Here is a 25,916-nt window from a genome sequence, read left to right as displayed (position 1 = left end):
AGCGATCACGATCAACCGAAACGGGTGATCACGATCATTCGGAATCCATGATCACGATCCGCCGAAATGCGTGATCACGTTCGCCGGAATACGCAGTCTGTTCACTGGCGGGCGCATCAACGAGCTTTGCCAGCTTCTGATTCAGGACGTGAGGAAGGTCGGCGACATTTGGGCGATCTCGATCACCGATGACGACGAGTGCCAGCGCCTCAAGACGCCTGCAGCAAAACGCACGATCCCGATCCATCCCCAGCTCATCAAACTGGGCTTTCTGGATTTCGTTGCGGACATGAAACCGTTTGGCGGGATGCTGTTCCCTTATCTGACTGCCAACAGGTTTGGTAACTTCAGCGAAACGCCTAGCGAGCGCTGGGGTGATTATCTGGACAAGGTTGGTATCGCTGACAGGAAGAAGGTATTCCACTCATTCCGGTCGACTTCCAACAACCGCCTCAAGCAAAACGGGGTGCCTGAGGAAACGCGCTGCCAGTTCATTGGTCATGAGCATGACACGGTGAATTCCAAGGCGTATTCGGAAGAGCATAGCGTGGCGTATCTCTTGGAAAATGTTGCCGCGAAATTAAGCTACAACATCGGCTTTGAGAAAATTCCCTACCCACGGGACCTCATCGTGACAACGACAAGGCAAAAGCTCATCGTGAAGCTGAAGCGGGAGCGTCATCAAGAGGCGGCTGAGAAGCGTAAGATGGAAGGCATTAAATAAAAATTGCGGGGTCACTATGTATATCAGCAGGAAAGACGCAGAGGAATTGATTTTTCGGCATCGTCAGGATGCTACTGCGGATGTTCGTGGGGAGGCTGATTTTCTTCTTGCCTTACTTGATGGTGATGATTGGTCACTTGTTATAAAATCGCATGCCCTTATTGAGTCGCTTGTTACCGAGTTGATTGTTTCAAAGATCGATCAGCCGACTATGAGGTCTTTCATCGAGAGGTTGCCGCTTTCTGATAATGAAATAGGGAAAATTAGAATAGCAAAGGATTATGGCATCCTCAGTACTGGGCAACGATCATTTCTGAAGAATTTCTCCGAGCTACGTAATAGGCTGGTTCACAGGGTCGAAAATATAAACTTCAAATTTTTTGAGTATGTTGCAAATCTCGATAGGAATCAGAAAAAATCGTGGCAGGAAGCCTATACATGGTTTGAGCGGGAGGGCGATGAAGGTAAGGAGTCGGTGTGGAGTGCTACTGCCATTGACAACCCGCGATGGACAGTATTTATGTCAGTCTTCATGTTCGTCATTTTGAATCGCCTTAGCATATCTGAACTTGATGGCGTGAGGAAACTTGAGTTGGCGTCCAACGAAACAATGAAACGACTATTTGGTGGTGACTCTAAATAAGTCGATCTAATGTGCCTTAAGGCGGGTGATTCAGATTTTCCTCTTTGATGTGCTTGCTTCATGCTGGGGAAGCGCTTCGCTGAGGTGCTGATGTAGATCATGGGCTTTTTTGTATGCCATAGCCCAATCTCTCACATCATCTTTGCCGCGTTCGATTGCAACATTGACATCAGCACCTTGCGCTATCAGATATTGAACCGATTGCAGATAACCCTGGGCTGACGCGAGGGAAATTGCCTTGTCACCCTCCGCATGTACATCCGCGCCTTTTTCGATAAGATATCTCATTACATCGACTTGACCGCCACAAGCTGCGGTTTTCAGTAAAGCATCGTCATTCTGTCTCAGGTTGCAGCCTAGCGACTCATAATGCTTGACCTTGCCAAGATCTCCTGATTGGGCGAAAAAGAACAGGCGATCCTCCATTTCGCCCATCTCATCAACGAGATTCATCACAGCGCCGATATTACCCTCATCACAGAATTTCTCCAAATCTGCTTCTATTTCCTGCATCGTTCTGTCTCTTATATTCGATAGGTGCGGCATCATGCTTTGTCCCCTTGTGGTTGAAAATTGGATGGAATGGATTGGGGGAGCGGTGGGGCAGGTTTGGATGATGCTGCAGATTTCCCCTCAAGCGCCTTTTTTACTTGCTCGTGGAAAGCATCAACCTTCTTCAAATCTACCAATCCAGCAGCCTTCCACTTGGCGGCGATGCGAGCAAGCTTCTTGCCGTTCACTTTATCTAAACCCTTAAGCCCCAAGATGCGGTTTGTCTCGTCAGCGGTTTTGTCCCAACTGAAGCCGAGGCGCTTAATAGATAAGATTTGCACCAGATGCTCATCCAGGTGACTGATCGTCTTACTATTGTCTGCCTTGATTTTTGCGGCGACCAACTCAGCCGCCCAGTTGATGTTTTTGTTTGCCATGACCTGCTTCCTTTTTGTTCTTGTCTAATTAAAATAGCGGAATATCGCAGGTTGTCAACTCTGATGATAAAGACGGACTATCTCTGAAAGCAATGGTTGGTGGTAAAGGTGAGGCGAGAGATGGGGGGGAAATAAAAAACCAAAAATAACTAAGCACACACGGATAATGGTTGCTTCGCAACCTTATCCAAAACTCAAACTCTTCAACGCCCCACAAAGCCACGTCCGTGGATAATCTCAAAAGATTTCTGCCATCGTTACTCTTACGCCGGGAAGGTAGGTGACCTCCGAGCTGAATTGACTTTTTTGATTTTTCGGCCAGAATGAAAGGGAGGCAGCCAAATAATAAGGATAAAAAATGGCGATAAAAACATATAAGATAAGCCCTGAAGTCGAAGAGGCCGCAAAGGGTGGTGGCTTCCCATCGGTCAACCAGTACGTGAAGCACCTAATGCAATTTCATCGAGAGGCTCAGCAGGAGCAGGAAGATACGATGGTGAAAATTTTTAATCGCACCATTGCTTTTCTTGAGCTGGAGCGCATGACCATGCACAGAACCGCCGAGGCATTGCATCTTCTGTTGAAAAAGACCGACATCGATCTGCAGTTGACCGAGCAGGAGCGCGAGTACCTGCGCTTTGCCATAGACGACAGCCTCAAGCGCGGAGCGTGGGGGCCAAAATGATCAACGCGGAATGGCGCACCGTCGCTCAAGGCTTCAACTACAAGCGATACCTCCAGCGCCAGGTACAAGATGTGTTGGACGATGCTGCTGGCGTAGAAGGCGGCAAGATGGGGTACTACGCCAAGGCTGGCGAATTCGCCGAAGCGGATCTGACTTACATCCGTGGTGGCATCGCGGATCGTCTCGGCCTGACCGGCGCTGCCGACATGGACAAGCTGGCGGAAATTTCGGAAGCCGAGCTTGGCAACCATCCCTTGCTCGGGGAGCGCAAAACGCGTGACAAGATAACGCGCACAATCCCCCATCCCGAAACCGGGAAGCCCATCCAGATCATGCAGAGCGACATCAAGCGTGGCTTTGTTGTGTACAGGGACGTGGAAATCCCCATTGACCCGGCCAAGGTTGAGGAGAGCGTGATCGGCAATCAGCGCAGCTCGCTTGAGCTTGTCTATTCGGTCGACAAGTCCTTTTCCTACCTGTTCTTCTCTGACCTGCTGACCGCGGACCAGAAGAAGACCTTCCAGAAAATTTTCTTTGATGCCGTGAAGGAGATTCAGGAAGGCGTCGTCCAGAAGATGATTGTGGACTATGTGGGGCAGCGCGGCGAAATCATGGAATACGGGTTCATGCATCTCGACAACCGCGAGCAAGATCCGCACGTACACGCCCACGTGAACACGTCCAACATCATTCGCTTGTCGGATGGCTCTATCCGCGTCATCGAGCCACGAGAGCTTTTCCAACGTGGATGCGCCGAGCGCATTGATGCTCAGTTCAAGGCTCTCTTTGCCAAAAAATTCCAGCAGGCGTTTCCCGATATTCCGTTGGAGTCCTACGATTATGACTTGCAAGAGATCGATCCAAAGTTTGCCGCTAACGTGAAGGACATGCGCGTAGCCTTCGACAAGCGATCCACCGATCTCATCCGCAGCAAGTACAAAGTCGCTGCCAAAATCAAGGAGGAGATCGACCGAGACAAGAGGGATCTCTATGAGCTTACCCAGCAGAAGATTGCGGATCTGAGGGCGCAGGAGCAAGCGGGCGCGCTATCCAAGGATGAGGTCCTGGCCCGCGTCATCGACGTCAACAAGGACTATGAGGAGCAGTACAGCTTTCTGAGTTCAGGTCGCTACAACAAGCAGGTGCAGCACCGTATCAAGAACAAAAAGCAAGTCGTGTCCCTGCACGAACAGCAAAGCCAACTTGTCGCCAAGGTCAGTGAGCTAAACCTGACCTTGAAGGCATCATCCGGTGCCGTACTTTATCGCCAGCTCGACAAGGAGCGCATCGTTGAGCAACTTACCAACAAGAATCCGAAGTTCACGCGCAACGATCTCATCCGAGAGTTTGCCAAGTGCATGGGGCTGGGCATCGAAGCCGAGTTTGTCGCTGACAAGTTCTTGCGTGAGCAGGAGGACATCTTTGCCTTGCCCTGCAACTCCAACGAGCAACCGGTGTTCACGTTGAAGTCTCTGGCTCGACTGGAGAGCCAGAACGTCGAAATCTTTGCGGGGCTGACCAGCTATAGCCATCAGCGCTTCGATCTCGCAGACTACTTTCGCGGGTTGGAAGCTGGTGGCGTCAGGCTCAAGGACGAGCAGAAAGCCTTTGTCCAAAACGTCTTCAATGGCAATGGCGCGTCGCTCGTTGTTGGGCTACCAGGTACGGGCAAGTCATTTGCGATGAAATATGCCGTTCAATTTGCTCACTTGCAGAGCTATCGCACTATCGGCCTGGCACCTACGGGCAAGGTGGCGTCTGCCGTGGCTGCAGACACCAATCCAGACTACGCCGGTACGATTGATAAATTCCTGCTGGAAATCGAGGCGGGCAAGCTCGAATTAGGCCCAAAAGACATGGTTTTTGTCGATGAGGCGGGGATGGTAGGGACGAGGCACTGCGCGAAGATTTTGAGCGCCGTACAGGCCTCTGGTGCAAAGCTTGTGCTGGTGGGGGACAACAATCAGCTCGACCCGGTGTCGGCCGGCAATACGTTTAACGAACTCATCACGCGCCACGCGGATCGATCCTATACCACCATCCTGTCCGAAATCAGCCGCCAGAAGCTGGAGTCGAGCCTTGGCGTTGCTTCCCATGTCTCGGGTAAGGCGACGATGGATGGGTTGGATGGCACCGACGCCCAGAAGCTGCGCCAGTGGCAAAGCCTCAGGCTCACGGGAGATCACATCAAGCAGGCGTTTGCTGCGATGGACGATTGCGGTTTCGTCACGAAGCATCGCACCACCCGCGAGATGACGGAAACCGTGGTGGGCAAGTTCCTGAGCAACATTGAGGCCTATACCGAAAAAATCCTGCTGGCGTCGACCAACAAGACCGTCGATCACCTCAATGAACGCATCCAGGAACAGCGCCAGGCCAGTGGCGAGCTTGGGAAGTCCATCGAGACATCCAAGGGCATCTTCCACGCAGGGGATCGCATCGTGATTCGCAAGAACAACCGCGAGGTGAAAAATGGAGATCTGGGTACCGTCACCCGAGTGACAAATGACGGGCTGCTGATGGTGGCGTTCGATAACGGCAAGAGCAAGACCATCGATCCCGAGAAGACGGACATGGGCTTGGGCTATGCCATGACCATTCACAAATCCCAAGGCATCACGAAGAACACCGCCATCCATGTGGGCGAGCTGTCCGAGCTGAACAACTCACAGTCCTTCAACGTGGCGGCGACCCGCAACCGCTTCGAGTATAGTTTTCATGCCGTAGAAGCGGACTTTGATGCTATTCGCAATTCCTACTGCCGAAGCTCGTCAAAGATGAGCCTGATGGACATCCATGCGTTGCTCGATGACAAGCAAGATCCGCTGAAAGGGAGGCGCGAGAGATTGGATTGGATCAACAGCTTTCGTATCCCGCAGAAGCTCACCCATGAGGATGTGATGGAAGTGATGGGGATCGACCTGAGGCAGATTCAGGATGTTGCAGCGAATCTTGAAGCCGTGGACGTGCGGAATCCTGAAATGGCTCGGTTACGACAGCGCATGAGAGGGGTAAGGGAAAAGAGCATGCCGAAGCCTCCGTTGCTAGAGAAAAACACCAAGCTCAAGTGCGAAAATAAACTTCGCATTAGGTAGCCGCATCTCGTCTAGGCACAACAAGCTCCGCCAATGTGCAGCGCGATATGTGCGCCGCTGTTACAGTCGTTCTGCAGTTTCATCGACAGTCGGCCCTTGCCGCTCTTGGAAAGCGGTCGCATCTGAATCCGTCTGATCGGACGCCCGATGATGCGTACTTCGCGGCGCAACCTGCGACTTAACGGTCAACATGACTGGCCCGACAAAATTTCGGAGCGCTGTTCGAACGGGCGAGACCACCCTTATAATGCGTTTGATGGGCTGATTTTTGTCAGTTTCATGCAGTCCGTCGGCGAAAAACTGAACCTAACATTGGTCAGCGCGGAAGCTGTGCAACGTTCGGTTTCATGATGTTGATATCCGGGTAAACCAGCTCCGCAAAATTATCAGAGTGCGGTGCGCAAGAAGGGAACTACTTAAAGTCGTTGCCAGCGAAGAGCACAGTGCTGAGTGGCGGATAAACCGTGTAGCGGTGTTTTGGGGCCGCGAGTATGTGCGTAAACGTAAATAGATGGACCGCATTATGTCGGGGATTTTTTTTAACGTTGTACTGCATGACATTGCGCGGACGCCAGGCTTCACGGGCATTTGCGCCGGGTTCGAGCTTGGCTCATGGCGCGCGCAGCAACTGGCAACAGTGCTTTTTCGCTCTCTGCCAGATTTCTGCTTGAGTTATTCCGAGTGTGAGGGCATCGGCGCTGATAACGCTGTGGAGCTCGTAGCTGCTGCTGCAAAAACGGTTTACCAAACTGAAAAATTCAAGAGTCGTGGTGAGTTTGGTGAACTCATTTTGCATTTTGTCATCAAAGAGTTGTTTGAAACTATACCTGCAATATCGAAGATATTCTTTAAAGACTCAGTCAATAACACGGTTAAAGGCTTCGATGCAGTTCACGTTGTGCCGACCGATAGTGGTCTGCAACTCTGGCTTGGCGAAGTGAAATTTTACCAGGATATCAACAAGGCGATTGACGATGTTTGCAAAGAGCTAGACGCACACTTTGAGCGTGAGTATTTGCGGAATGAATTTCTCCTTCTCGAGAGAAAAATTGACGATACTTGGCCGCACGCTGAAAAGCTTCATGCGTTAATGGACGAGAACACCTCTCTCGATGAGGTTTTCGAAACGGTGTGTGTCCCTGTCTTGCTTACCTATGATAGTCCGGTGACCGGCGCTCACGGCAAATATTCTGAGGAATATGTTGAGGCAATGACGACCGAACTTGAGAGGCACTACGAGAAATTCAAGGCGAAGAACAAGCTAACAACGGTCGAAATTAGACTGATATTGCTCCCGCTTCAAGATAAACAACTCTTGGTTAACCTATTGCATCGCAAGCTGGAGGCCGCGCAATGCCTTTAAGTTTTGAGCGCCTACGTAATGAGATTGAGTCCGCAAAATCCGCTGCTGACGTGAATTGGTTTTCTTTGCTTCGTGGAGTCTCCACGTATCTCAATGCAACTCGCGGTGGTGCCGAGGAGGCCCGCGGGCAAGAGCTGGTCATTCGTCTTTTGGATATAAGGCATTTGCTCGGCGAGTACGATTCAATCCTAGACGCATTTGTACGAGAGGCGGGGCTGTTTCCATATCTAAATCCAGAAAATCTGGGATTGCCCGATTCTCTCGCATATGAGGCGCACAAGCCAGATGTTGGCGCCGATACTGTCTTTCACCGAGTTCAGGCGCAGGTATTCCACCTATTGATGTCCGGTCAGAGTGTAGTGCTGAGTGCCCCCACGAGCTTCGGTAAGAGCCTCATTGTGGATGCGGTCGTGGCTTCCGGCCGATATAAGAATATCGTTATTGTCGTTCCGACGCTTGCGCTGCTCGACGAGACGCGACGGCGCTTAGCGCGCATTTCTCAAAAATACCGAATTATCACCCACTCTTCGCAAGAGCCGGGAGATCGCAATATTTTCGTTCACACTCAGGAGCGCGTGGTCGAGAATAAAAACATTCAAGAGGCAGATTTTTTTGTCATCGACGAGTTCTATAAGTTAAATCCGTCAGACGAGAGCGAGCGTGCGCAGACGCTCAATCTGGCTTTTTACAAGCTATCAAAGCAAGCAAAGCAATTCTATATGCTTGGCCCGAACATTCAGGGCATACCACCGGCATTCGCTGAGAGGTTTCAGTGTGTATTCATAAAAACAGACTTCAACACCGTTGTGTCGGAGATTCACAAGATTGATGTCGATGATGATCTCCAGCATGCGATACAGCTCTGTTGCACTCTCGACGAACCGACGCTAATTTATGTTCAGTCGCCAAATCGCGCGAGGACCGTGGCTGCCAGATTGAAAGGTGTGTTGCCGCAGTCGATCGCTCCGGCTGCGAAAGCCGCAGCGGCTTGGGTCCGCGACAACTTCCATTCGCAGTGGCTATTTGCTGCCGCGCTGGATGCGGGAATCGGTGTGCATCACGGTAGGCTGCCCCGCTCGCTAACTCAGTTAGTGGTGCGAAACTTTAATAAAGGTGCATTGAAGTACCTTGTCTGTACGTCAACGCTCATTGAAGGTGTAAATACTCGCGCAAAGAATGTCATTATCCTGGATAACAAAGTTGCGACGAAGAAGTTCGACTACTTCACGTTTTCGAATATTCGCGGTCGATCGGGACGAATGCGTGAGCATTTTATTGGGCACGTGTATTTGTATCACGAACCGCCCCAAGCGGAATTGCCGTTCATAGACATACCAATTGTCACGCAGTCGGAAGATGCCAGTGATGCGCTCCTTATCCAAGTCGACCCTGATGAACTCAATCAAGCCTCCACTAAAAAGGTCGCCAAGTATTTTGACGATCCATTGCTGCCATTGGAGATTTTGAAGGAAAACGCTGGCATCGACCCAGGCGCGCAGCTTAACCTTGGCAACGAGATATTGCACAGCTTACCGGTTGCGCATGCGATGCTAAGCTGGAGGGGCTACCCATCCATAGATCAGTGGAGGTGGACTTGCGAACTGGTTTGGAAGCACTTTACTAATGGACGTTTTAAGAATGGTGTCGCCAGCGGGGCGCAGCTCGCGTTCCTGCTGTCTAAGACACTGCAGGCGAAACGCTTTGAGGATGCCGTCGCCCTGTTCAAAAAGGACGGGATGGATATCGACGAGGCAATCGAGCTTACGCTTGATTTTCAACGGCAATGGGCAGAATTCAGGGCGCCCAACCTTCTATCGGCCTTGAATCGGATTCAAAGGTACATATTTGGACGCTATAATTTACAGGCAGGAAACTACGACGCCTATATTTCTCATATAGAAAACTTAGGCCGAAGTCCGGTGGTTAATGCGTTGGACGAATACGGCCTTCCTACTCAGATAGGTCAGATCGTCTGGGAGCGATTGGGTTCGCCTGAAACACTTGACGAAACCTTGGTAAGGCTGCGGGACTCTAAGGGGCTATTTCCGGGGCTAACATTATTTGAAAATCTGCTCGTGACAGAGGTTCGCGCGACGCTTTAGCGTCTTCCTGTTCCAGAGGGGGTATTCGTAACGACATCAGTAACGATATTGAAATCGGCCGCCTTGATGTTGCGAATTGGCGGCCAACCCCCGCCCCTGAAATCCCGGTTATTTAATAAGCGTGATTGGCGTTCACGCTTTTGACCTTCCGGATGAGGCTGAGCGGGATCAAAAACACAAGGAGGCTGAATGCGGAAATAATAAGATAAAAAGAGTTGTCAATTGCACCAAGCAGAGAGCACAACCCGATGAAGGCCGCTACAAACATTACGGCACTCATGGACCCCACACTCTGGCGGAACGTCTGTCCATCGGACTGAGTGATGCCTGCGATAATATCGCAGAACATCCAGCGGATAACCCAAAGCTTTACTACCCCACGGTCAATTTGCCCGTGCAGTACCCGATCCAGCTTGAGATCGATCCGCACATTATTAAGCTGCTGACTACCAATTTTGAGGTAAGAGTACTTCTTCCAGCGGCCATCGGCACTACTCACACCACCTTCCAGCAGTTCGCCTTCGTAGACTTTCATTTCTTCCTCTTGGACATTGGGAAATTCAGTAGATCAGTGCGTTGCGCAGGAGTAGCGCACCCCACAGAACGGTGCATGTGGCACTCGGGATGGCGGCAACCTTGAAATACCACGGAAGGGCGCCGTTGCCTTCGCTCTTACGACGCCGGAAAAAGGCTTGCAGCGCCGTGGCGACCATCGCCGTAGGGGAAAGCGCAACCAGTAACCGGAAGTAGCCGTACAAGTCCCATTCAGTCAGGAAATGGAGCCTGAAATCGAAAGCGCCTTGAAGGAGGCTAACGATGCGGTGCATCGGCGTCATGCTGAGCATGCTGGACACCAGCCCCCAGAACAGCAGATATGCCCCCGCAATTAGGATGGCGAACACGATCCACGTTCCCGCCGACAGCACGGCCGATGCACCATTGGTGATGACCTTGTTCAGCCGCGAACACACCAGCGTGTGCATGTAGATGATCATCCCCAACAGACTTGAGCAAACCTCAAGCAGAAGGGTGGTTTCCCACCAGCTATAGTGTCTGTAGGGCATAAGTACTGCGAACACGGCGACCACCGTGAGGATGGTGAGCGTCAGTGCCGTCCAACTACGGTTGCGGAATTGCCAGCAGAGCAGCGCGGGCAGGGTAGCCGCAGACAGGCCGATGATGAGCCACGGTACGACGAGGATCAGGAACGGGAAGCCCGCACCTTTTCCCGGCGCGTTGCTATCGGGTCCCTCGTGGCTATTGCCTTCGAGCAGCTTCACCCACAACAGACCTTCCAAGATTCCACTCATAGCGCTTCCGTCCCTTTTTTGCTTAGGCCGCTTGGTAGGGGCTTTGATGGTTTTCGATGGACTGGCCCAAGTCTGAGTGCGTCCTCACTCGAAAATGATACTTATAGTACGCGTAACTATAGACCGTGTACATATAGGCCGTGGAATTTTATCGATGGGGAGGCAACCATCGGCCATGGCTATTCCCTCTCAAGACACAGATAAGAGTCCGCTGCTAGGAGCATTCGGCGCGGCAGTTCGCCGATACCGTAAGGAGCGAGGCTATTCGCAAGAAGCTTTCGGGGATCTCTGCGGAATAGATCGCAGCTACATGGGCGGAATCGAGCGTGGTGAGCGCAATCCAGCACTTATCAACATCATGAAGATCGTGCGGGCTTTGGACATGAAGCCATCGGAGTTTTTCGAGGCTCTGGATGGGGTGGAGTTTTGAGGCTCCCCCATAGCGACGCTTGAGGAAAAGCGACGCCAGGTTCGCTGTGTCGTGCTACGGGCTCGGAAGTTATCCGAGGGCGCTCATGGATCGAGGTTGTAAAGCTGGGCCCTCTCAGCGTCCCTTGCGGCAGAGTTTGCAAAGGGTAGACGATTGCGTGGTGTGGATAGCCCACTCTTCAGATTGAGCTGCGAGGATTGTAGGGGGGGTTGACAAAACGCGCATGCCGCACTATAGTTCCCGAACTTTCCCCCCACTGGACTCTGGCCGTAAGGTCACCCGGTGGGGTTTTCATTTATGGGGTCAAAAATATGGCTGGGGGCGTACCTGCGCAGTATTCGATGGCATTTTTTGATGTCCAGAATCTTTACAGGCATGCGAAAGATGCATATGGCGATGGCTATCATCATCCCAACTTTGATCCCCTGAAGCTGCATCAAAAGGTTGCAGCACATTTTAGTTTCGTCCCCAATCTTACTCGATTCTATACGGGAGTTCCAATTCAGAGTGAGTCTGAATTGTGGAGTGGGTATTGGAATAATCGCGTGCTTGCGCTAAAGCGTGCGAAGGTAATGGTTGAAACGAGAAAGTTGAAGTACCATCAGGAAGAAATGCTTGATGGCACTTTCAGAAGTGTTGCTCAAGAAAAAGGTATTGACGTTCGGATTGCCTTAGACTTGGTTCGATGTGCTAGAAAGAAAGAGTTCGATGCGGCAATCATCTTCAGTCAAGATCAAGATCTGGCTGAGGCTGTTAAGGAAATGAAGGAAATTGCTAGAGAGCAGCAAAGAAGTATAAAAATTATCTCGGCATATCCTAAGAGTGCTGATGCCTCGGCTTTGCGTGGAATCGATAAAACTGACTGGTTTTCAATTGAAAAAGCATTTTATGATGCTTGTCTTGATAACCATGATTATCGGCCCGTTAAATTTCAGCCGGTTGCAGTATAGAAGAGCGCCTCTGGGCGCTTTTTTTGGAGTTCGCTTTTGTTGTCGGGATCGCATATCATCGGTTGCGGCAGCTACTCGATGTATTCCTGAGAGGCAATCACTTTGAACGATACTCTGCCTCAGTTGCCCGCTCCGACGATGAAGGATGAGCTGCCTGATATGCTCGTTGATTTGTTTTTCAAGATCAGTTCTGGGGGGGGGCAATTTTTTCGCTATTGCTCATTTTCCTTCGGAATCTCGGCTTTGTGGAATGCCCTGCGGGATCTGAATGCTAAATTTTGACCCTATACGGGAAAGTGGTGCTGGAACCCCTGCGGGGTAATTATCTGATATACACCATTTGATACCAAAGTTGTAAAAGGCAACTAAGGGTTAATTGGTGTACGGTTTGAATATTTCTTCAACGAGCTTCCAGTTACGTTTTACCGTAAGAACAGAAAGGCCGGCTTGCATTGCAACGGACGTTTGGGTAACAGGAGTTCCCTGAGCCTTCAATGCGGCAGCGGCCTCAAAAATGCGCTTCTGGCTGCCCGTTGTGCGGGCACTATGTGTATATGTGGCACCTTGCCTTTGCTTCTCTTGCAAGGGCATGTCCTCAGGCAAATTCATCACGCCACGATTGAGCAATTTGTCGTGGCGCCGCCTCCAGGTCCACGTCCCGACAGACTTAGCGATGGAGAGCACCTCTTTGTGCAGCAACATCCCCGAGGACGTCCTTGAAAAATCTTGGTTGATTAGGAATGCTTGCGTGTTCACATCCTCTTGGAAATCACTGTAGGAGTCGTAGAGCTTGATCGCCGGGTAAGCCCAAAAGCGCAGGCTGTCGAAAAGCGTGCTATTTCTGCCCTCTGGGTTGACGTGTCTTTGTGCTTTCCTTTGGGATGAGAGGTCGAGGTACTCGGAAAAATCCTCCAGGTCGTAGCTCACACGATGCTGTATGACCTTCCAATAGGGATGGCAAGGGTTCTTGGTGAATTTGCCCACATAGGCGGGATCGGCGCCAGGTATGGCACGAGTCAAGGCAACGTCGATCGCTTCGTAGAAACGCTGGGGGGATCGTCTGCCGCCATCCGTGTAGATGACGGGCGTTTTGAGACCCCATAGATAGTGACAGCGTCCTGAATCGGGGCTGATAGTGATCAAGCTGGGAGCAGGAAGATTCATATCTTCCCAAAGGAACGCGCTGCCTGGCGTATCTACATCCACAACGATGAACTTCTTGTATAGCTGATTGTGCTCAATGTAGCGATATCCGAGTGCCTTATCTCGTTTTCTATATTTGGTTCCATCTTCAAAGCTGTCGGTGCTGCTGACTTTGCTTGGAAGGCTTTTTGTTAGCTCCTCAATCAAAATTTTCTCCTTTAAAAGGATTGATTTTGGAGCTTCCCCCGGAAGACTTGACTTTCATTGAGTTGTTTGTAGAATAAACGTCGTAGTCATCTGGTTGTCCTTGCTCTGCAAAGCGAAGTCCTAAACCAATCGAAAAGCTCCGTTTGCACGGGGCTTTTTCTTTTTTATACAAGAAAAAGCATATCTGTCAAATTTTATTGGTTTTGAATGTGGTGTGGAGTGTTTGGTGGTAAAACCGTGCTCATTTATCTCGGGTGATTTGATGCCTTAAAGATCCGTGAATCAATGTCTTGGTCTATCTTTTAACCCATCTTTCTTCGATAATCGTTGATCGTGCCAGCATGGAATATTTCTAGGTAGCTGCGAATTCGTTTCCCCCCGTAGAGGTACGGAATGTTCGGGTCTGCGCCATGGCCGATGAGATACTTGACCACAGGTACGTAGTCGCCTTCTGCGCTGACCTTGATTGATTCGTCGTTTTCAGCATGAATATATGCACCGCGCTCGACGAGAAATCGAACGACGGGTAAATGCCCCTTGCTAGCGGCTTTACGCAACGCTTGCTCACCATTGGCATGGATGTCTGCCCCATATTCGACCAGCGTCCTGAGAGTAGGGAGGTTACCCTCCATTGCGCAGAAGAAGATGGGGAAGTGATCATGCGCCTCGACGTTGGCGCCGATTGAAATCAGGTAATCTGCAATCTGCAGGTAGCCATGGCGGATTGCAAGAACGAGGGGTTCATCATCGCTAATGTGGAAATCGGCCCCATGTTCGATGAGTTCTTTGACGCGCGAGATGTTTCCCTTCTTGACTGCGATTGATAGCCTTCTATCCAAGTCACATGCAAAACCTGGATTTTTCGCCCTCATGCTGGTATGCAGATAATTCCAAGGCTGAACGGTATTCTTGATGACGATTTTTTCATTCATTTTGTGCTCCCCTATAATGTATTAAAAAATTTATAGGAGGGTGGGAGATAGTCAAGTTAAAATCGACGACATGGCATGTTGGTGGTTCGGATGGTATGGCATTATGGGAGTTTTCATCGTGACATTAATTTCATTGTGAAAGAAAAATCGCTGATAATGATGTGTGGGCGCGAATTAATAAGGGGTTAAATGTGCATGTGCTATCTGAAATTCTAAAGAAAATTGTGGATTGTGAAAGGAGGGAGCTGAATAATTTTCAGATGGAGCATGCTCCGACGATTGGGAGGATGTATGAGGGACTCACAAAAAAGGTATTGGGAAGTGTGCCGCTCGACAAATTCGATGTGAGAGTTGTTTCGGGGTTCATGTGTGTCGGCGACAAGATTTCGGGTCAGATTGATTGCATGATTGTGATGGGCGAAGGTGAGTGTGTTCCGCAGACTGATGAATTCGTATATCCAATCCAACAGGTAATAGCGGTTTTGGAGGTTAAAAAAAACTTGCTTGCCGCCGGAATGATGGATGCCTATGATCATCTAAATCAAACTCTGCAGCTATCGAAGCTGGACTGCAAGCTCCGACAGGAACAAGGCGTCTTGGAATTCAGTTCCGCGCGTCCTGCAAAGGAATTTGCAAGCTTATTTGGTGAGCGCGCACCGAAATACCCGCCTAATGAGCTTTTCCCATTTCATAAGCGAGTCATATATCATTCGTTGGTTAGAGATATGTTGACGCCGGTGAGAATTGCTATTGGTTACAATGGTTATAAGAGTGAGGGTGGCCTCAGGAGGGGTGTGGAAAATCTCTATAAAAATAGGGCTAATATACTTGGATTTGGTGTTATAAATATGCCAAATCTTATTATTAGTGATGGATTTTCTATTATAAAGACAAATGGGCTGCCGTATCGTGGGGGGTGGCATGATGATCTCGGTTGGGGGTGGCTGGCCTCCAGTAACAGCAATCCTATATTGTTGATATTGGAACTCGTTTACGATCGAATTGAGCTTATGCTAGATGTCGAAATTGATCGCGGTCTGGATCTAGAGATGGAGGTCCTTGATCCACTTATTTTTGGTCTGCCGGTGAAGATGGAGAAGGGCGCGGCATGGCAATACAAGATTAACTCGGGATGTTTGCCTAAAAATGCGGCCCGCAAGCAAGAATGGGCGCCCTTGGAATTGTCGCGCGTTGAAAAGGAATTGCTTGATCTGATTGAAATAAATGGAGACTTGCTTTTGGATAGTCCTATGCTTTCGGATTTTAAGTCAAGACACGCCATCAGCGATATTCACGATTTCGCCGCGTCGCTTCTTAAGGAGCGTGTCGTCCTGAAAGCCAACGATGGATTGACAGTGTCCTATGGGGATTTCTCAGTCGAGAAAGTTGCCGGGAAATGGTACTGCGGTGACAGTGGGGGAGGGCGGTTTAAACAATGGATTGCTCGTAATTCCACTCTGCCACAGAGCAAGTAGATTCAATGCTCGCCATGTGCAGGGCATTATCCTCCAACGTACCAAAGGTGGTCGGGCTGGTTTGAGGATGCCATTGCCGAGTTGCCGATCGTGGCTGAACGCCGACGATCCGCGCTGCGTTCCCCTGTAATCCTCGATGAACAAAAAATAGCCATCTGCAGGGTGGCTATTTGGTAGAAAGCTGAGATCGCATAGATACCGAAGTCTTCCGTGTAACAAGTCATAAGAATCGGTATCTGCGTGTGCTTGTATTTTATTTTGGCATTTGTGTGAATGGTCATCCATGCGACACAAATCGGTCATGAGCCAACTGCTCGCCCAGCGTAAAATTCAGCTAAATGATGCGAAATCGTGCGCTTAAGTTATAACTTTGTGTGGGGAACATGATGAACAAACGATCATCTGACGCTGAAATCGAAAACCTCAATGTGACGACAGAGGCGGCGTTGCTGTCATTGACGGAGCAGATCACCGGCTTTGTTACAGCGAGAACGCTGGATAGTCGATGCGCCGCAAAGTTTGTGAAGCGGTTGAAGAAAGAGGGCGAGGTTGTGGCTGAGGGGAAGAACACGACGGCATCGGGGCGTAAGTCGTTGAAGAAAGCGCTGGACGCACTACATGTTGTGCTGCGCGAGCATGACGCCAAGCTGCTGGTTGAGGCGAATGCTGCGCTTCGTGCCAAGGACGCCGCGTAAGCCCTCAGATTGGAAGCTTTCCTCCAGTTGACGATGCAGCCTTTGGCTCGTAGGGTACAGGGGGCACTCACTGGGGTACCTCTTTGGAGGAGACTGCAACCCAGATGGGAAGAGAAAAAGCATAGAGAAATCATGTGGTTATCGACGTTGGGAAAAGCCTCCCTCCGTCTCCGCCAAAAGCGGTGACAAAGCCCCGTAAGTTCTCGGACTTGCGGGGCTTTTTCTTTTGTGGCTATCGCCATCGAATCGACTCACAAACTGCTCATGGGATCATGGGCTTGGCTGTTGCAGCGGCTCATCGAGCCTAACTTCGCAAGTTTGAGAATCTCGTTGGTCCGAAGCATTTCCTTGACCTCGCGGGCTCCACATTCGGGCTCGTTGCGCTTGACCCAATCCAGCAGCCTCTGCGGTGTGCAGCCGATCATCGGTGCAATCGATTCAACCGCTGCCCACATCGACGAGTGGTCACTCCGCTACTCGCGTACCAGACGCACCGCTTGCTCGCGGACTTCTCTTGCAAACTTCCTTGGCTTCTTGTCCATGGCTCGATTTCCCTCAAGGGTTCGAGGCTCCACAAAATCCAGCGCAGTTCGCATGGCATTTCATATTCTGGTGACGAGCGAGGACGGCGGTTCGGCCATGGCCAAGTTGTTCAGCGCCGTCTATGGTGCGTACCAGTTCGCGAAGCGATCGTGGGGCGACTGACCTGGACGTATTTCGAGTTGCTGAAGCGCCACTTTACGATTGGGCTGTCCAAGGCAGTGCCGATGGCAAATTTACGATTGCGGACGATGCATGGTCGCGATCCCGAAGTTGATCCTCCGCGATGAACAATTGATGAACCTTCCTGCCTGCGTCATTGCCGACGCCGGCACCGCCCAGCGAATTTGTGGCAACTGACTCGCTGTCGCCGATTGCATCCGAATGCGATGCCTCGGCTCCGATTGACAACGGGCGTGGAGTTTTGTCGAGTCGAACCATAATCTTCAGACTTTAGACTAAAATCGCGCGAGCGACGTGCCGTCGCAACGGCTGCCGTCCTTGTGCCACTGCATTTTGACGGTTGAACCTGAGAGAGATAACGAAAATGGATATCAGATCGTCCGCACTCGGGGACTTGAAGTTGCGCGAGCTCTATGAGGCGATCAGCAACGGCGTTTTGCAGCAGGGCCGACTACTGATGCTGGATACGCCGCTCGGCAAGAATGCGCTGGTGCCGTTACGGGCGCGCGGATCGGCCAGAATCGGGCGCGACTATTCGTACACGATCGACGTTGCGTCGACGCGCGACGACACTGCGCTGCTGTCGCTGATGCATCAGCCCGTGACCTTGCAGATTCAGCAAGTCACTGCTCCCTTTGCGATTCCTGTCTATCGTCCGGTTCACGGCTTCGTGCATCGGGTCGCCTATTTGGGCGGTAATGGCGGCCTTTCGACATACCAGATCGAGTTTTCATCGGCGCTGGTCTTCCTTGAGAAAACCCATAACGAAGAAGGCTGGCTCGAGAAAGACGCCCGGGAGATCATTTCCGACGTGCTTGATCGGTATCCGCAGCTACGCGGACAGTACCGTTTCTCGCTGTTGTCCGATCCTGCCAAGCGTTCGTGGTGCCGGCAAAGCGAATCCGATCTTCACTTTGTGAACCGCTTGGCTGAGGCCGAGGGCTGGTACTTCTACTGGATCCATGAAAACGTTGCTGAAGGCGACGCTCCAAAGACGACGCTCGTTATCGTCGACCACGTCTCGACTCTCCCAGATGCCAAGGCAGTTGAGTTCATTCGGGCGAACGACAGCAACGAATCGGATGGCTTCGCCCATTGGACAGGGGTGCAGACGATGCAGAGCACGCGCTACATATCGCGTGCATTTGATTACAAGCGGCCCGCGTCCGATTTTCAGGCTGAGAGCGGACTTGCCGCGACGAGCTATGTCACGGAGGAGCGCCGCCAGAAAGTCGAGCGTAGCGTTCCTGATGTGCCGATGACCGTATACGAATCGACGGCGTATGGCTATTCCAGCTCCGACACGGGCGAGGCGCGAGCTCGACGGCTGGTAGAAGCATGGGATGCGCGAGCAAGCCGATATTTTGGTGTCGGAGGCGTGCGCTGGCTCGATGCCGGTTCGCGGTTTGTGTTGAACGGACATCCCCGCCACGAAGGCGGTGATGCGAAGAAGCGAGAGTTTCTGGTGATCGAGGCACGTTGGTTCATCGAGAACAATGTGCCGATTGGCCAGCAGACGGCCGAGTTTCCGCAGAGCCTTCGCGCAACGCTGGCCGAGCAGCAGGCGATCCACAGTGAGCGCTTTAAGACGCCTGGACATGCTGCGGATGGTTCAGCCGGATTTTTCGTGATCGAAGTCGAGGCGCAACCCACGGCAGTCGAATACCGGAGTCCGCTGGATCATCCGAAGCCGATCATGTCGATCGAACACGCGCTTGTCGTGACGCCCGATGGCGCCGAAGCATGGACGAACGACCGGAATCAGATCAGGGTGCATTTCGCATGGGACCGCAAGAATCCACCAGACGCTTTCACCTCCTCGCCATTGCTGTCATCGCTTCAATCGGATACTGGGAACGGTTATGGAGCGGTTCATGTTCCGAGGGCGCGGGAATGGGTCATCGTCGGCTACTGGAACGGCGACTGTGACAAGCCGTTCGTATTAGGGCGTATCAACGGAGGCGCAACCCCATCGCCATGGCATTCAAACGCATTGTTGTCCGGGTTTAAGTCCGAGGGATTCGGAAAGACAGGAGCATACAACTCCTTTGTCCACGACGATTCCACTAATCAAGGCGGCACACGCCTGGTCAGCTACACCGGCAAGAGCTATGCGGCGCTGACGCAGGGCTACCTGATCAAGCATGAGGGCAACACGCGCGGGAAGTATCTGGGCGCCGGTTTCATCCTGCACGCCGACGAGTTCGGTGCAGTTCGCGCCAGCAAGGGATTGTCCATCAGTGCGCATTCGAAATCCTACGACGACGAACAGATGGGCGTGGATGAGGCGCGGTCGCAGTTGCAGCAGGCGGGGATGTTGGTCGAATCGCTATCTAGCGCAAGCACAACCGCCCAGGCGGAATCGCTGCAAACCGGACAGAATGCGCTAAAAGCGTTGTCGAAGGACATCCAGCACCCAGTGTCGGGCGATACGTCGGGTGGCGTGACTGCAGGTGGCGGTACCGGCAGCGCCAACGGATTTTCGCAGCCGAACATATTGGTATCGACGCCGAAGGACATCGCTTTGGTTGCGGACAATTCGACGCATATCGTGGCCGAGAAAGAGATCAACGTTGTCAGCAACGAGAACACGTATGTGGCGACCGGCAAGTCGCTCGTCGTGGCGGCTGCGGAAAAGGTGAGCTTCTTCGCCCAGAAGCTCGGAGCGTTCTTTGTGACGGCTAAAGGTCCGATCAAACTGTCGGCCAACACGGATGACGTGAACGTCAATGCCGGTAAAGATGTGACCGTGAAGGCCAAGCGTATTGTGCTCGATGCCGATGAAATCATCATCAAGGCGGGCGGCTCGTACACGCGGTGGGTGGCCGCTGGCATTGAAGACGGCACGCAAGGTCCGCGCACGATCAAATCGGCGTCGCTCAGCCGTCAGGGGCCGAGCTCGATTGCGCAGCATATGAACAGTCTGCCGCAAGCCAAGTTCAACGATCCGTATGTGTTGCGAGATCGCATCTCTGGCGAGGTGTTGAAGAATCACCCCTATGAACTGGTGCGGGGCGACGGCACTCGCATCAAGGGAATGACGAATGAGTTGGGCCACGTTGCCGAGCAGAAGAATGAGGACATCGAGACGCTGAAATTGCATGCGCTTCGTCCGGAGTTGCCCGCGAGCTCGGGCAACGGTTCGGAATGATCCCTTCGTGAACGACTAATACTGATCCAGAAAATTCTATGAGCGACAGTCACGCAGGTAATCAAGGGGGCGACTCGCCGTTCAGCGACGATGCTGAGCAAGAGGTTGTGCGGCAGATGGGGCGGACCGCCCCAGACGGGTCGTCGTATGGAACATTCACGCTCACTCCTGCGAGCGATACGCGGCAGAAGGAACTGTTGTGTGACGTACGGCCCATTATTCCCGTGATCTTTCTGCCGGGCGTAATGGGATCATTGCTGACGGATAACGAAAATGGCAATGAACTGTTCTTCGCACCAAACACGGACGGCATGCTCGGTAACTTGGGTGCGCTTCCGGCGCTGCTTGGCCTGTGGTTCACGGGCGCATCGGCGCGGGAAAGGCAGTTCGATCCGACTAGGGCGGCGGTGACGCCGCTCGGGCCGATCAATGTCGGCAAGCATGGCAGGAACGATGTTCCTGAGCAGTTAGTCGACGAAAAAGAAGCGAGACGGCGCGGGTGGGGCTCGATTCACCGCACGAGCTATCACCCGGTACTGGCGTGGCTCGAAGAAACGCTGAATCAGCCAAAGCTTTTGGGTGAACCGCACGGGCCGTGGGTCACGCCAGACCCCGACGGCGAGAAATGGACGCTCAAGCCCGTGATCGATACCGATCCCGCCGAATACGGTGCGCTCGGGAAGGGAGGGAAGATTACTCTGAACTCTGCGGAATTCGAGCATTTCTCGAAGTTCCGGTATCGCGTGTATGCAATCGGCTACAACTGGTTGCAGTCGAACGCGGACTCGGGAAAGCAGGTGGTTGAAGGATCCGATTACCAAGACCCGAAGACGAAGAAAATAACGCGCCTGATGGGAATCAAGGAAATCATCGCAGAGAACCATAGTGGTAAGGCGATCATCTTGACTCACTCTATGGGGGGATTGGTCGCGCGGATGGCGATTGCAATGCATGGCGCGGAAGATTTGATGCACGGAGTGTTTCACAACGTGCAGCCGGCGACTGGCGCGCCTGTTGCGGTCAAACGATTCAGGACCGGCGGTGGTAATGAAGGCGGGATGAACAGCTTTATTAATGGCAGCCTGGTTGGTCGTGATGCGGACGAGTTTGTGGCTGTGATGGCGAACGCGCCTGGACCATTCGAACTGACACCCATGCCGGACTACATCAATGGTAAGCCATGGTGGGTGTTCGCGCGACTCAATGGTGAGGTGGTCATGGAGTTTCCTAAGAGTGGTGGTGCATACAAAGAAATCTATACGAATTCAAAATGGTATGGCTTGGTACCCGATCCGTCCTTGTTGGACCCGGCAGGAGTCGTAAAAAAGAGGCTCGATAAAATTGGGCAGGGGAAAACAGTTTTGGATAATTTTTATGAAACCATCAAGGATGTTGTCGCGAAGCAGAATCAAATAACAAACCTTTATCATGCGAGAACATATGCGGCATACAATGGTATTGGGGAGTTGCATAAAAAATCGGAGGATGGAGGTAAGGATAAGCCGAGCCTCGAAAAAGGTTTGCCGCTCGAAAAGTTGCTAACCTTTGGCAAGGTGATTTGGAAGGGGAATGTCCCGGCGGGCGTTACGGAGGAGGAATTGTGCGCCGCACGGTTCATGCGTGCGGATGATTCGCATAGAGGAAACGTACGGGTGTATTTGGATTCGCGCAACGCGACCATCGATTTTGAGGTGCAGAAGGTTGCGAAGTTGCCCGCTGAGGCAACTGTCCCCGATCCGGATAAGAACGGGATCATTGCCGGTGATGCTACGGTGCCTGCCTGGTCGGCCGACGCGCAGGCGCGCGGGTTGAGACCGGGCGTAGAGGGTGATCCGGCACAAGGCGTACAGATGGCGTTTGTGCAGGGCGGCTACGATCACCAGGGGAGCTTTAACCATCCGTGGACTCGATGGGCGTTGCTCTACAGCATCGTGCAGATCGCGCAGGATGCACAGGTGCCATCATGCTGAAACGATTCCTGAAATTTCTGTTGTTTGTGGCGGGTGCGTGCGCCTGTTCGATTGTGTTTTCCGGGGAACCGACGATGACTAATCCCTTGCTGTCCAAACCGCGTCCGTGGTGTATCGGTCGTTTCGTGTTCAACCGGCCAGCGATGAGCGAAATTTCGAATCAGCGATATGAGTTTCGTGGCGAGAAGTTGCAGACCACGTACAATGTTTCGCTTGCAAATTATCAAACTAGGGTTGAGGCGCGGGAGAGGGAGTTGCGCGATAAGCGACGCATAGACCCTGGAAATAAAAATAAAGAAACGAATCATCCATGGCTTGAAAAGGCATTTTCTCCGGTCAAAGATTCGCGGGTGTTCGTGTACCAGGATGCTGCGACTGAGGGAGTTGTGTTGCCGTTTAATACCGAGGGATTCGTCTACGATAAGGGCACGCTTTTTCATACGACTGGTGGAATTGGGTCGTCTGCAATTGGTAGGGTGGAAGATATTTATAATGACACGATTCGTCGTATCAAGGCTCGCGATAACTGGGCGGTGCCTGCGGAATCGGGATTCTGTTTCGACGGTGGAATCGTCACCGGTTCGTCAACCTATACTGAGGAAGTTAGCCAGTCGTTCGCATTGATGCCAGGCCGGCCGGCGTTGTTGGTGATTGTGATGCGTGACGCGGTGGACACGGATCAGAAAGAGCCGTTGACCAAGACGTTGCCGCAATTGCGCGCGCAGATGGATCGATTGCCCGGCCATTATCGAATCTTGCGGCAAGGCAAGCGCACGGTTGCGGGGATGGATGCAGAGGAAGTGTTGTTCGAGTTGAAGGAGGGCGATATTACGTCATACCGTTTTTATCTTCTTGCTCCGGGCGATGAAAGCACGCTGGCGAAACCACATACGGCAATTCAGATGTTGCTTGGCGCGAGCAGTCCCGACTTGAAGCCGGAAGAGGCAACATCGCCGGTAGATGAGGCGGGGGCGCTGCAAACGTGGGACACGTTGCTAAACAGTCTGCGGCTGCGTCCAGGTGCCGTGTGAGTGGAGGGCCGAATGAAGCGATACGACATCGTGAAGGGTGACAAGACAACGGTTGGCGGAGTTGTCCAAGCCGGGGATAGCACTGATCAGATCGCGGGCAGTGAACAGTCGCGCGAACTTGATCCGGTCTGGTGTCCCGTCTGCAAAACCATCGGCAAGATTCAATGCACCGGTCCCAGGATTTCGAGCACCGGGCCGGATGGGCGCGAGGCGGCATTGAGCGACGATCTTTGTATCTGTCAGTGCTCGCCGCCGCCGAAACTTGTAGCGTCCCAGTCGGTGTCGTATATCGATGTCTGAACAAAGGAGAATGGGATGGTCCGAAACATGATGAGTTGGGTTGTATTGTTGATGCTGGCAGTGAGCATGTCGGGGTGTGCTTCGACCGGCATACTGAACGGGGCTATGTAACGCATCGTGCACCGATGAGGCTAGCCCAATCGTCTTAGTTGGAAAATATCAGCTCTTCAGGGCGGTCGGCAGGCGAGAACCTGTCCGCATTTTTGTGGGCGAGGCGGTTGAACAGCGCGTTATCCGCGCGCCTGCGTGAATCGCTCGCCAAACAGGATAGCAAACTGGTTCATCGCTGATTTCCAGTCGAAGGCGGCCCGCACGGTCTTGGCCAGCACGTTGCGCAGCGCCAGCCAGAGCAGCTTGATCGCGGCCTCGTCATTCGGGAAGTGACCACGAGTCTTGATGATCTTGCGCAACTGCATGTTCAGACTTTCAATGGCGTTCGTAACCGGCATGATATAGCCGGTGCCTCGCGTTCCCGCGCCGAGCGGTTTGAGCGTATGGTGTGACCATCCGGGACATGGGGCACTGGGGAGCACTTCGGGTGGGCAGGCCGTTCCTATACGATGAGCCGCGAGCTCGTGTTAGTAGTTGGCCGCCCCTGCGACCCGCCCGGTTGCGCTGCGAGCGCGAATCCGTAGTTGTCGTGCTGTCCCACCGGCTCCCAACAGTGATCTGAAACGGGAGACGGTTATGCGAATCGTAGGGTTAGATGTGTCGCGCTCCGTGGCCGAGATCGCGTACCTGGAGGATGGCACGCTGCATGCAGGCGGCCGCACCGGGTTGCGACGCGATGAACTGGAGCGCTTTGCGGCAAAGCTGCGTGCCACCGATCATGTGGTACTCGAAGCGACCGGCAATACCACTGCCATCGTCAACGTCTTGCGCGCGCATGTCGCGCGTGTGGCGATTGCCAATCCGCTGCAAGTTAGGCTGATCGCGGAGGCTCGCGTCAAGACGGACAAGATCGATGCAGCCGTGCTGGCACAGCTGTATGCGAGCGGTTTTCTGCCGGAAGTATGGATGCCGGACGAGCACACGCTGGCGTTGCGTCGACAGATCGCGCGCCGCTCACAGCTGGTGCGGCAACGTACACGGCTGAAGAACGAGATTCACGCAGTCCTGATTGCACACCTGATCGAGCGGTGTCCCGCCACCGATCTTTTTGGCAAGAAGGGGCGTGCGTGGCTCGGTGTTCAACCGCTGCCACTGGATGAACGACTGGGTGTTGAGCAGCGACTGCGCGAACTGGACCGCCTCGGCGACGATCTGCGCGAGGTGGAGCAAGCGCTCGCGCAAGCGACCATCGACGATGCGCGATTGCGCGTGATGCTAACGATCACTGGCGTGAACACCACAGTGGCGATCGGACTGCTATCGGCCATCGGCGACATCGCGCGGTTTCCGAATCCGGAGAAGTTGGTGAGCTACTTCGGTCTCAATCCATCAGTCTATCAATCCGGTCCGGCACCGGCCAGGCATGGTCACATCACCAAGCGCGGGCGCTCTTATGCTCGGGCGATGCTGGTCGAAGCCGCTTGGGGTGCAACGCAAGCGCCCGGGCCGCTGCGCGCCTTCTTCCTGCGCGTGCGCGATCGCCGCGGCCAGCAAATTGCCGCCGTCGCGACTGCTCGCAAACTCGCAGTAATCGTATGGTATGTGCTGACACGCGGTGAACCGTTCGCGTGGGATCGCCCGGCGTTGACTGCGCACAAACTGCGTGCGCTGGAACTGCAGGCTGGAATGCCGGCGCAGCATGGCCCGCGCAAAGGTTCGGCTGCGGCCTACAGTCTGAAGAGTGTGCGTCAGCAAGAGCGAGCCGTGGCCGAGCAGTCTGAGCGAACCTATCAGAGACTGTTTAACCGGTGGAAACAGTCGCGCCCCAAATCAGACAGCGCGCCGATACGGTGGCCGCAGGCGCGAACATAGCGAACGAGCGAAGCGCGGTGCGGGACTTGTGCATTTCATCCGTTGTGTAGACAACTCGTCGAATCTCCGGCGGAAACACGAAGAACGGTATGACGTGCTCCCATGCACGCTGCCACGACTGCACGATGGTCGGGT

At 52.8% G+C, this 25,916-nt stretch carries 22 protein-coding genes and 3 pseudogenes; 16 read left to right on the top strand and 9 right to left on the bottom strand.

Translation table 11 applies throughout. The annotated features are described in order from the left end of the window. Positions 1-70: 70 nt before the first annotated feature. Both EX20_RS29960 and EX20_RS32190 read left to right on the top strand, forming a co-directional pair. Positions 71-724, top strand: coding sequence for a site-specific integrase (locus EX20_RS29960; protein ID WP_051974484.1), 654 nt, complete (start codon positions 71-73; stop codon positions 722-724). Positions 725-740: 16 nt separating this feature from the next. After that, the gene (locus EX20_RS32190) at positions 741-1,367 is read left to right on the top strand and encodes a hypothetical protein (RefSeq protein ID WP_131929133.1); all 627 of its coding nucleotides are present in this window, start codon (positions 741-743) and stop codon (positions 1,365-1,367) included. Between the two features lie 30 nt (positions 1,368-1,397). Here EX20_RS32190 and EX20_RS31260 read toward each other — a convergent pair whose 3' ends face one another. Together EX20_RS31260 and EX20_RS32185 are read right to left on the bottom strand one after the other, a co-directional pair. Next, a complete protein-coding gene (locus tag EX20_RS31260) occupies positions 1,398-1,880 on the bottom strand; it encodes an ankyrin repeat domain-containing protein (protein ID WP_072465590.1) in 483 nt (160 codons plus the stop codon). A 32-nt stretch (positions 1,881-1,912) separates the two neighbouring features. Continuing rightward, complete coding sequence (locus EX20_RS32185; RefSeq protein WP_131929132.1) at positions 1,913-2,296, bottom strand: hypothetical protein; 384 nt, start codon at positions 2,294-2,296, stop codon at positions 1,913-1,915. Between the two features lie 358 nt (positions 2,297-2,654). Between EX20_RS32185 and EX20_RS22295 the strand changes: the two genes are divergently transcribed. The 4 genes from EX20_RS22295 to EX20_RS22280 all read left to right on the top strand — a co-directional run bounded on the left by EX20_RS22295 (position 2,655) and on the right by EX20_RS22280 (position 9,541). Continuing rightward, positions 2,655-2,981 (top strand): hypothetical protein, encoded by a 327-nt coding sequence (locus EX20_RS22295; RefSeq protein ID WP_034194806.1) that lies wholly within the window; start codon positions 2,655-2,657, stop codon positions 2,979-2,981. After that, the gene (locus tag EX20_RS22290) at positions 2,978-6,076 is read left to right on the top strand and encodes an AAA family ATPase (protein ID WP_034194805.1); all 3,099 of its coding nucleotides are present in this window, start codon (positions 2,978-2,980) and stop codon (positions 6,074-6,076) included. Before EX20_RS22295 ends, EX20_RS22290 begins: the two co-directional genes overlap by 4 nt. Positions 6,077-6,587: 511 nt before the next feature. Beyond that, a complete protein-coding gene (locus EX20_RS22285) occupies positions 6,588-7,439 on the top strand; it encodes a HamA C-terminal domain-containing protein (RefSeq protein ID WP_072465592.1) in 852 nt (283 codons plus the stop codon). Next, positions 7,430-9,541 (top strand): DEAD/DEAH box helicase, encoded by a 2,112-nt coding sequence (locus EX20_RS22280; protein ID WP_034194803.1) that lies wholly within the window; start codon positions 7,430-7,432, stop codon positions 9,539-9,541. Before EX20_RS22285 ends, EX20_RS22280 begins: the two co-directional genes overlap by 10 nt. Positions 9,542-9,653: 112 nt before the next feature. On the opposite strand, the gene EX20_RS22275 is transcribed toward EX20_RS22280, so the two are convergent. Together EX20_RS22275 and EX20_RS22270 are read right to left on the bottom strand one after the other, a co-directional pair. Then, positions 9,654-10,076 (bottom strand): hypothetical protein, encoded by a 423-nt coding sequence (locus EX20_RS22275; protein WP_034194802.1) that lies wholly within the window; start codon positions 10,074-10,076, stop codon positions 9,654-9,656. A gap of 25 nt (positions 10,077-10,101) precedes the next feature. Further along, positions 10,102-10,851, bottom strand: a complete 750-nt coding sequence (locus EX20_RS22270; protein WP_034194801.1) for a hypothetical protein — start codon at positions 10,849-10,851, stop codon at positions 10,102-10,104. Positions 10,852-11,026: 175 nt separating this feature from the next. Between EX20_RS22270 and EX20_RS22265 the strand changes: the two genes are divergently transcribed. From EX20_RS22265 to EX20_RS33005, 3 genes are all read left to right on the top strand, one after another. Further along, complete coding sequence (locus EX20_RS22265; protein WP_072465593.1) at positions 11,027-11,281, top strand: helix-turn-helix domain-containing protein; 255 nt, start codon at positions 11,027-11,029, stop codon at positions 11,279-11,281. Between the two features lie 341 nt (positions 11,282-11,622). Then, positions 11,623-12,231 carry an NYN domain-containing protein gene (locus tag EX20_RS31255; protein ID WP_165927451.1) on the top strand — a complete coding sequence of 203 codons (609 nt, stop codon included), beginning with the start codon at positions 11,623-11,625 and terminating at the stop codon, positions 12,229-12,231. Between the two features lie 102 nt (positions 12,232-12,333). Beyond that, positions 12,334-12,513: a hypothetical protein gene (locus tag EX20_RS33005; protein WP_131929130.1), complete on the top strand. Its 180-nt coding sequence runs from the start codon at positions 12,334-12,336 to the stop codon at positions 12,511-12,513. Positions 12,514-12,603: 90 nt separating this feature from the next. Here the strand turns inward: EX20_RS33005 and EX20_RS22255 are convergent, their stop codons facing one another. Next, a complete protein-coding gene (locus EX20_RS22255) occupies positions 12,604-13,581 on the bottom strand; it encodes a replication initiation protein (RefSeq protein ID WP_034194799.1) in 978 nt (325 codons plus the stop codon). Between the two features lie 302 nt (positions 13,582-13,883). Continuing rightward, on the bottom strand, positions 13,884-14,513 hold the full coding sequence (locus tag EX20_RS31250; RefSeq protein WP_081350682.1) for an ankyrin repeat domain-containing protein: 630 nt from the start codon (positions 14,511-14,513) through the stop codon (positions 13,884-13,886). A gap of 260 nt (positions 14,514-14,773) precedes the next feature. Between EX20_RS31250 and EX20_RS32175 the strand changes: the two genes are divergently transcribed. After that, positions 14,774-15,988 carry a DUF6602 domain-containing protein gene (locus EX20_RS32175; protein ID WP_309600072.1) on the top strand — a complete coding sequence of 405 codons (1,215 nt, stop codon included), beginning with the start codon at positions 14,774-14,776 and terminating at the stop codon, positions 15,986-15,988. A gap of 383 nt (positions 15,989-16,371) precedes the next feature. Further along, the gene (locus EX20_RS22245; protein ID WP_231572280.1) at positions 16,372-16,683 is read left to right on the top strand and encodes a hypothetical protein; all 312 of its coding nucleotides are present in this window, start codon (positions 16,372-16,374) and stop codon (positions 16,681-16,683) included. Between the two features lie 311 nt (positions 16,684-16,994). Here the strand turns inward: EX20_RS22245 and EX20_RS32170 are convergent. Continuing rightward, a pseudogene (locus EX20_RS32170) lies at positions 16,995-17,225 on the bottom strand (IS3 family transposase); the annotation flags it as partial. Between the two features lie 545 nt (positions 17,226-17,770). Here EX20_RS32170 and EX20_RS22235 point away from each other — a divergent pair. Genes EX20_RS22235 through EX20_RS31240 form a run of 4 tightly spaced genes read left to right on the top strand, consistent with a single transcriptional unit; the run spans position 17,771 to position 23,858 of the window. Beyond that, positions 17,771-20,557, top strand: a complete 2,787-nt coding sequence (locus tag EX20_RS22235; RefSeq protein WP_034194798.1) for a type VI secretion system Vgr family protein — start codon at positions 17,771-17,773, stop codon at positions 20,555-20,557. A 38-nt stretch (positions 20,558-20,595) separates the two neighbouring features. Continuing rightward, a complete protein-coding gene (locus EX20_RS22230) occupies positions 20,596-22,527 on the top strand; it encodes an esterase/lipase family protein (RefSeq protein WP_034194797.1) in 1,932 nt (643 codons plus the stop codon). Then, positions 22,521-23,558: a T6SS immunity protein Tli4 family protein gene (locus tag EX20_RS32595; protein WP_232356122.1), complete on the top strand. Its 1,038-nt coding sequence runs from the start codon at positions 22,521-22,523 to the stop codon at positions 23,556-23,558. The genes EX20_RS22230 and EX20_RS32595 overlap by 7 nt, the downstream gene beginning before the upstream one ends. A 12-nt stretch (positions 23,559-23,570) precedes the next feature. Further along, on the top strand, positions 23,571-23,858 hold the full coding sequence (locus EX20_RS31240; protein ID WP_072465597.1) for a PAAR domain-containing protein: 288 nt from the start codon (positions 23,571-23,573) through the stop codon (positions 23,856-23,858). A 230-nt stretch (positions 23,859-24,088) separates the two neighbouring features. Here the strand turns inward: EX20_RS31240 and EX20_RS22220 are convergent. Then, positions 24,089-24,310 (bottom strand): annotated as a pseudogene (locus EX20_RS22220) (transposase); the annotation flags it as partial. Between the two features lie 235 nt (positions 24,311-24,545). Here EX20_RS22220 and EX20_RS31230 point away from each other — a divergent pair. Further along, positions 24,546-25,781, top strand: coding sequence for an IS110 family RNA-guided transposase (locus EX20_RS31230; RefSeq protein ID WP_059606722.1), 1,236 nt, complete (start codon positions 24,546-24,548; stop codon positions 25,779-25,781). Between the two features lie 7 nt (positions 25,782-25,788). Here EX20_RS31230 and EX20_RS32165 read toward each other — a convergent pair. Continuing rightward, positions 25,789-25,916 (bottom strand): annotated as a pseudogene (locus EX20_RS32165) (transposase); the annotation flags it as partial.

Origin of the sequence: Burkholderia sp. WP42, from assembly GCF_000745665.1 — a bacterium.
Lineage (GTDB): Bacteria > Pseudomonadota > Gammaproteobacteria > Burkholderiales > Burkholderiaceae > Burkholderia > Burkholderia vietnamiensis.
The sequence above is the reverse complement of the archived record's forward strand: the minus strand, read 5'-3'. Positions and strand labels throughout refer to the sequence as shown.

Excerpts from the sequence above, each read along its gene's own strand:
- EX20_RS22275 (WP_034194802.1), bottom strand. The coding sequence starts at position 10,076 with ATGAAAGTCTACGAAGGCGAACTGCTGGAAGGTGGTGTGAGTAGTGCC.
- EX20_RS22280 (WP_034194803.1), top strand. The coding sequence starts at position 7,430 with ATGCCTTTAAGTTTTGAGCGCCTACGTAATGAGATTGAGTCCGCAAAA.
- EX20_RS31250 (WP_081350682.1), bottom strand. The coding sequence starts at position 14,513 with ATGAATGAAAAAATCGTCATCAAGAATACCGTTCAGCCTTGGAATTAT.
- EX20_RS31260 (WP_072465590.1), bottom strand. The coding sequence starts at position 1,880 with ATGCAGGAAATAGAAGCAGATTTGGAGAAATTCTGTGATGAGGGTAAT.
- EX20_RS22245 (WP_231572280.1), top strand. The coding sequence starts at position 16,372 with ATGATGAACAAACGATCATCTGACGCTGAAATCGAAAACCTCAATGTG.
- EX20_RS32190 (WP_131929133.1), top strand. The coding sequence starts at position 741 with ATGTATATCAGCAGGAAAGACGCAGAGGAATTGATTTTTCGGCATCGT.
- EX20_RS31240 (WP_072465597.1), top strand. The coding sequence starts at position 23,571 with ATGAAGCGATACGACATCGTGAAGGGTGACAAGACAACGGTTGGCGGA.
- EX20_RS22235 (WP_034194798.1), top strand. The coding sequence starts at position 17,771 with ATGGATATCAGATCGTCCGCACTCGGGGACTTGAAGTTGCGCGAGCTC.
- EX20_RS32175 (WP_309600072.1), top strand. The coding sequence starts at position 14,774 with ATGGAGCATGCTCCGACGATTGGGAGGATGTATGAGGGACTCACAAAA.
- EX20_RS22230 (WP_034194797.1), top strand. The coding sequence starts at position 20,596 with ATGAGCGACAGTCACGCAGGTAATCAAGGGGGCGACTCGCCGTTCAGC.
- EX20_RS31255 (WP_165927451.1), top strand. The coding sequence starts at position 11,623 with ATGGCATTTTTTGATGTCCAGAATCTTTACAGGCATGCGAAAGATGCA.
- EX20_RS22295 (WP_034194806.1), top strand. The coding sequence starts at position 2,655 with ATGGCGATAAAAACATATAAGATAAGCCCTGAAGTCGAAGAGGCCGCA.
- EX20_RS31230 (WP_059606722.1), top strand. The coding sequence starts at position 24,546 with ATGCGAATCGTAGGGTTAGATGTGTCGCGCTCCGTGGCCGAGATCGCG.
- EX20_RS32185 (WP_131929132.1), bottom strand. The coding sequence starts at position 2,296 with ATGGCAAACAAAAACATCAACTGGGCGGCTGAGTTGGTCGCCGCAAAA.
- EX20_RS32595 (WP_232356122.1), top strand. The coding sequence starts at position 22,521 with ATGCTGAAACGATTCCTGAAATTTCTGTTGTTTGTGGCGGGTGCGTGC.
- EX20_RS22265 (WP_072465593.1), top strand. The coding sequence starts at position 11,027 with ATGGCTATTCCCTCTCAAGACACAGATAAGAGTCCGCTGCTAGGAGCA.
- EX20_RS22285 (WP_072465592.1), top strand. The coding sequence starts at position 6,588 with ATGGACCGCATTATGTCGGGGATTTTTTTTAACGTTGTACTGCATGAC.
- EX20_RS22290 (WP_034194805.1), top strand. The coding sequence starts at position 2,978 with ATGATCAACGCGGAATGGCGCACCGTCGCTCAAGGCTTCAACTACAAG.
- EX20_RS22270 (WP_034194801.1), bottom strand. The coding sequence starts at position 10,851 with ATGAGTGGAATCTTGGAAGGTCTGTTGTGGGTGAAGCTGCTCGAAGGC.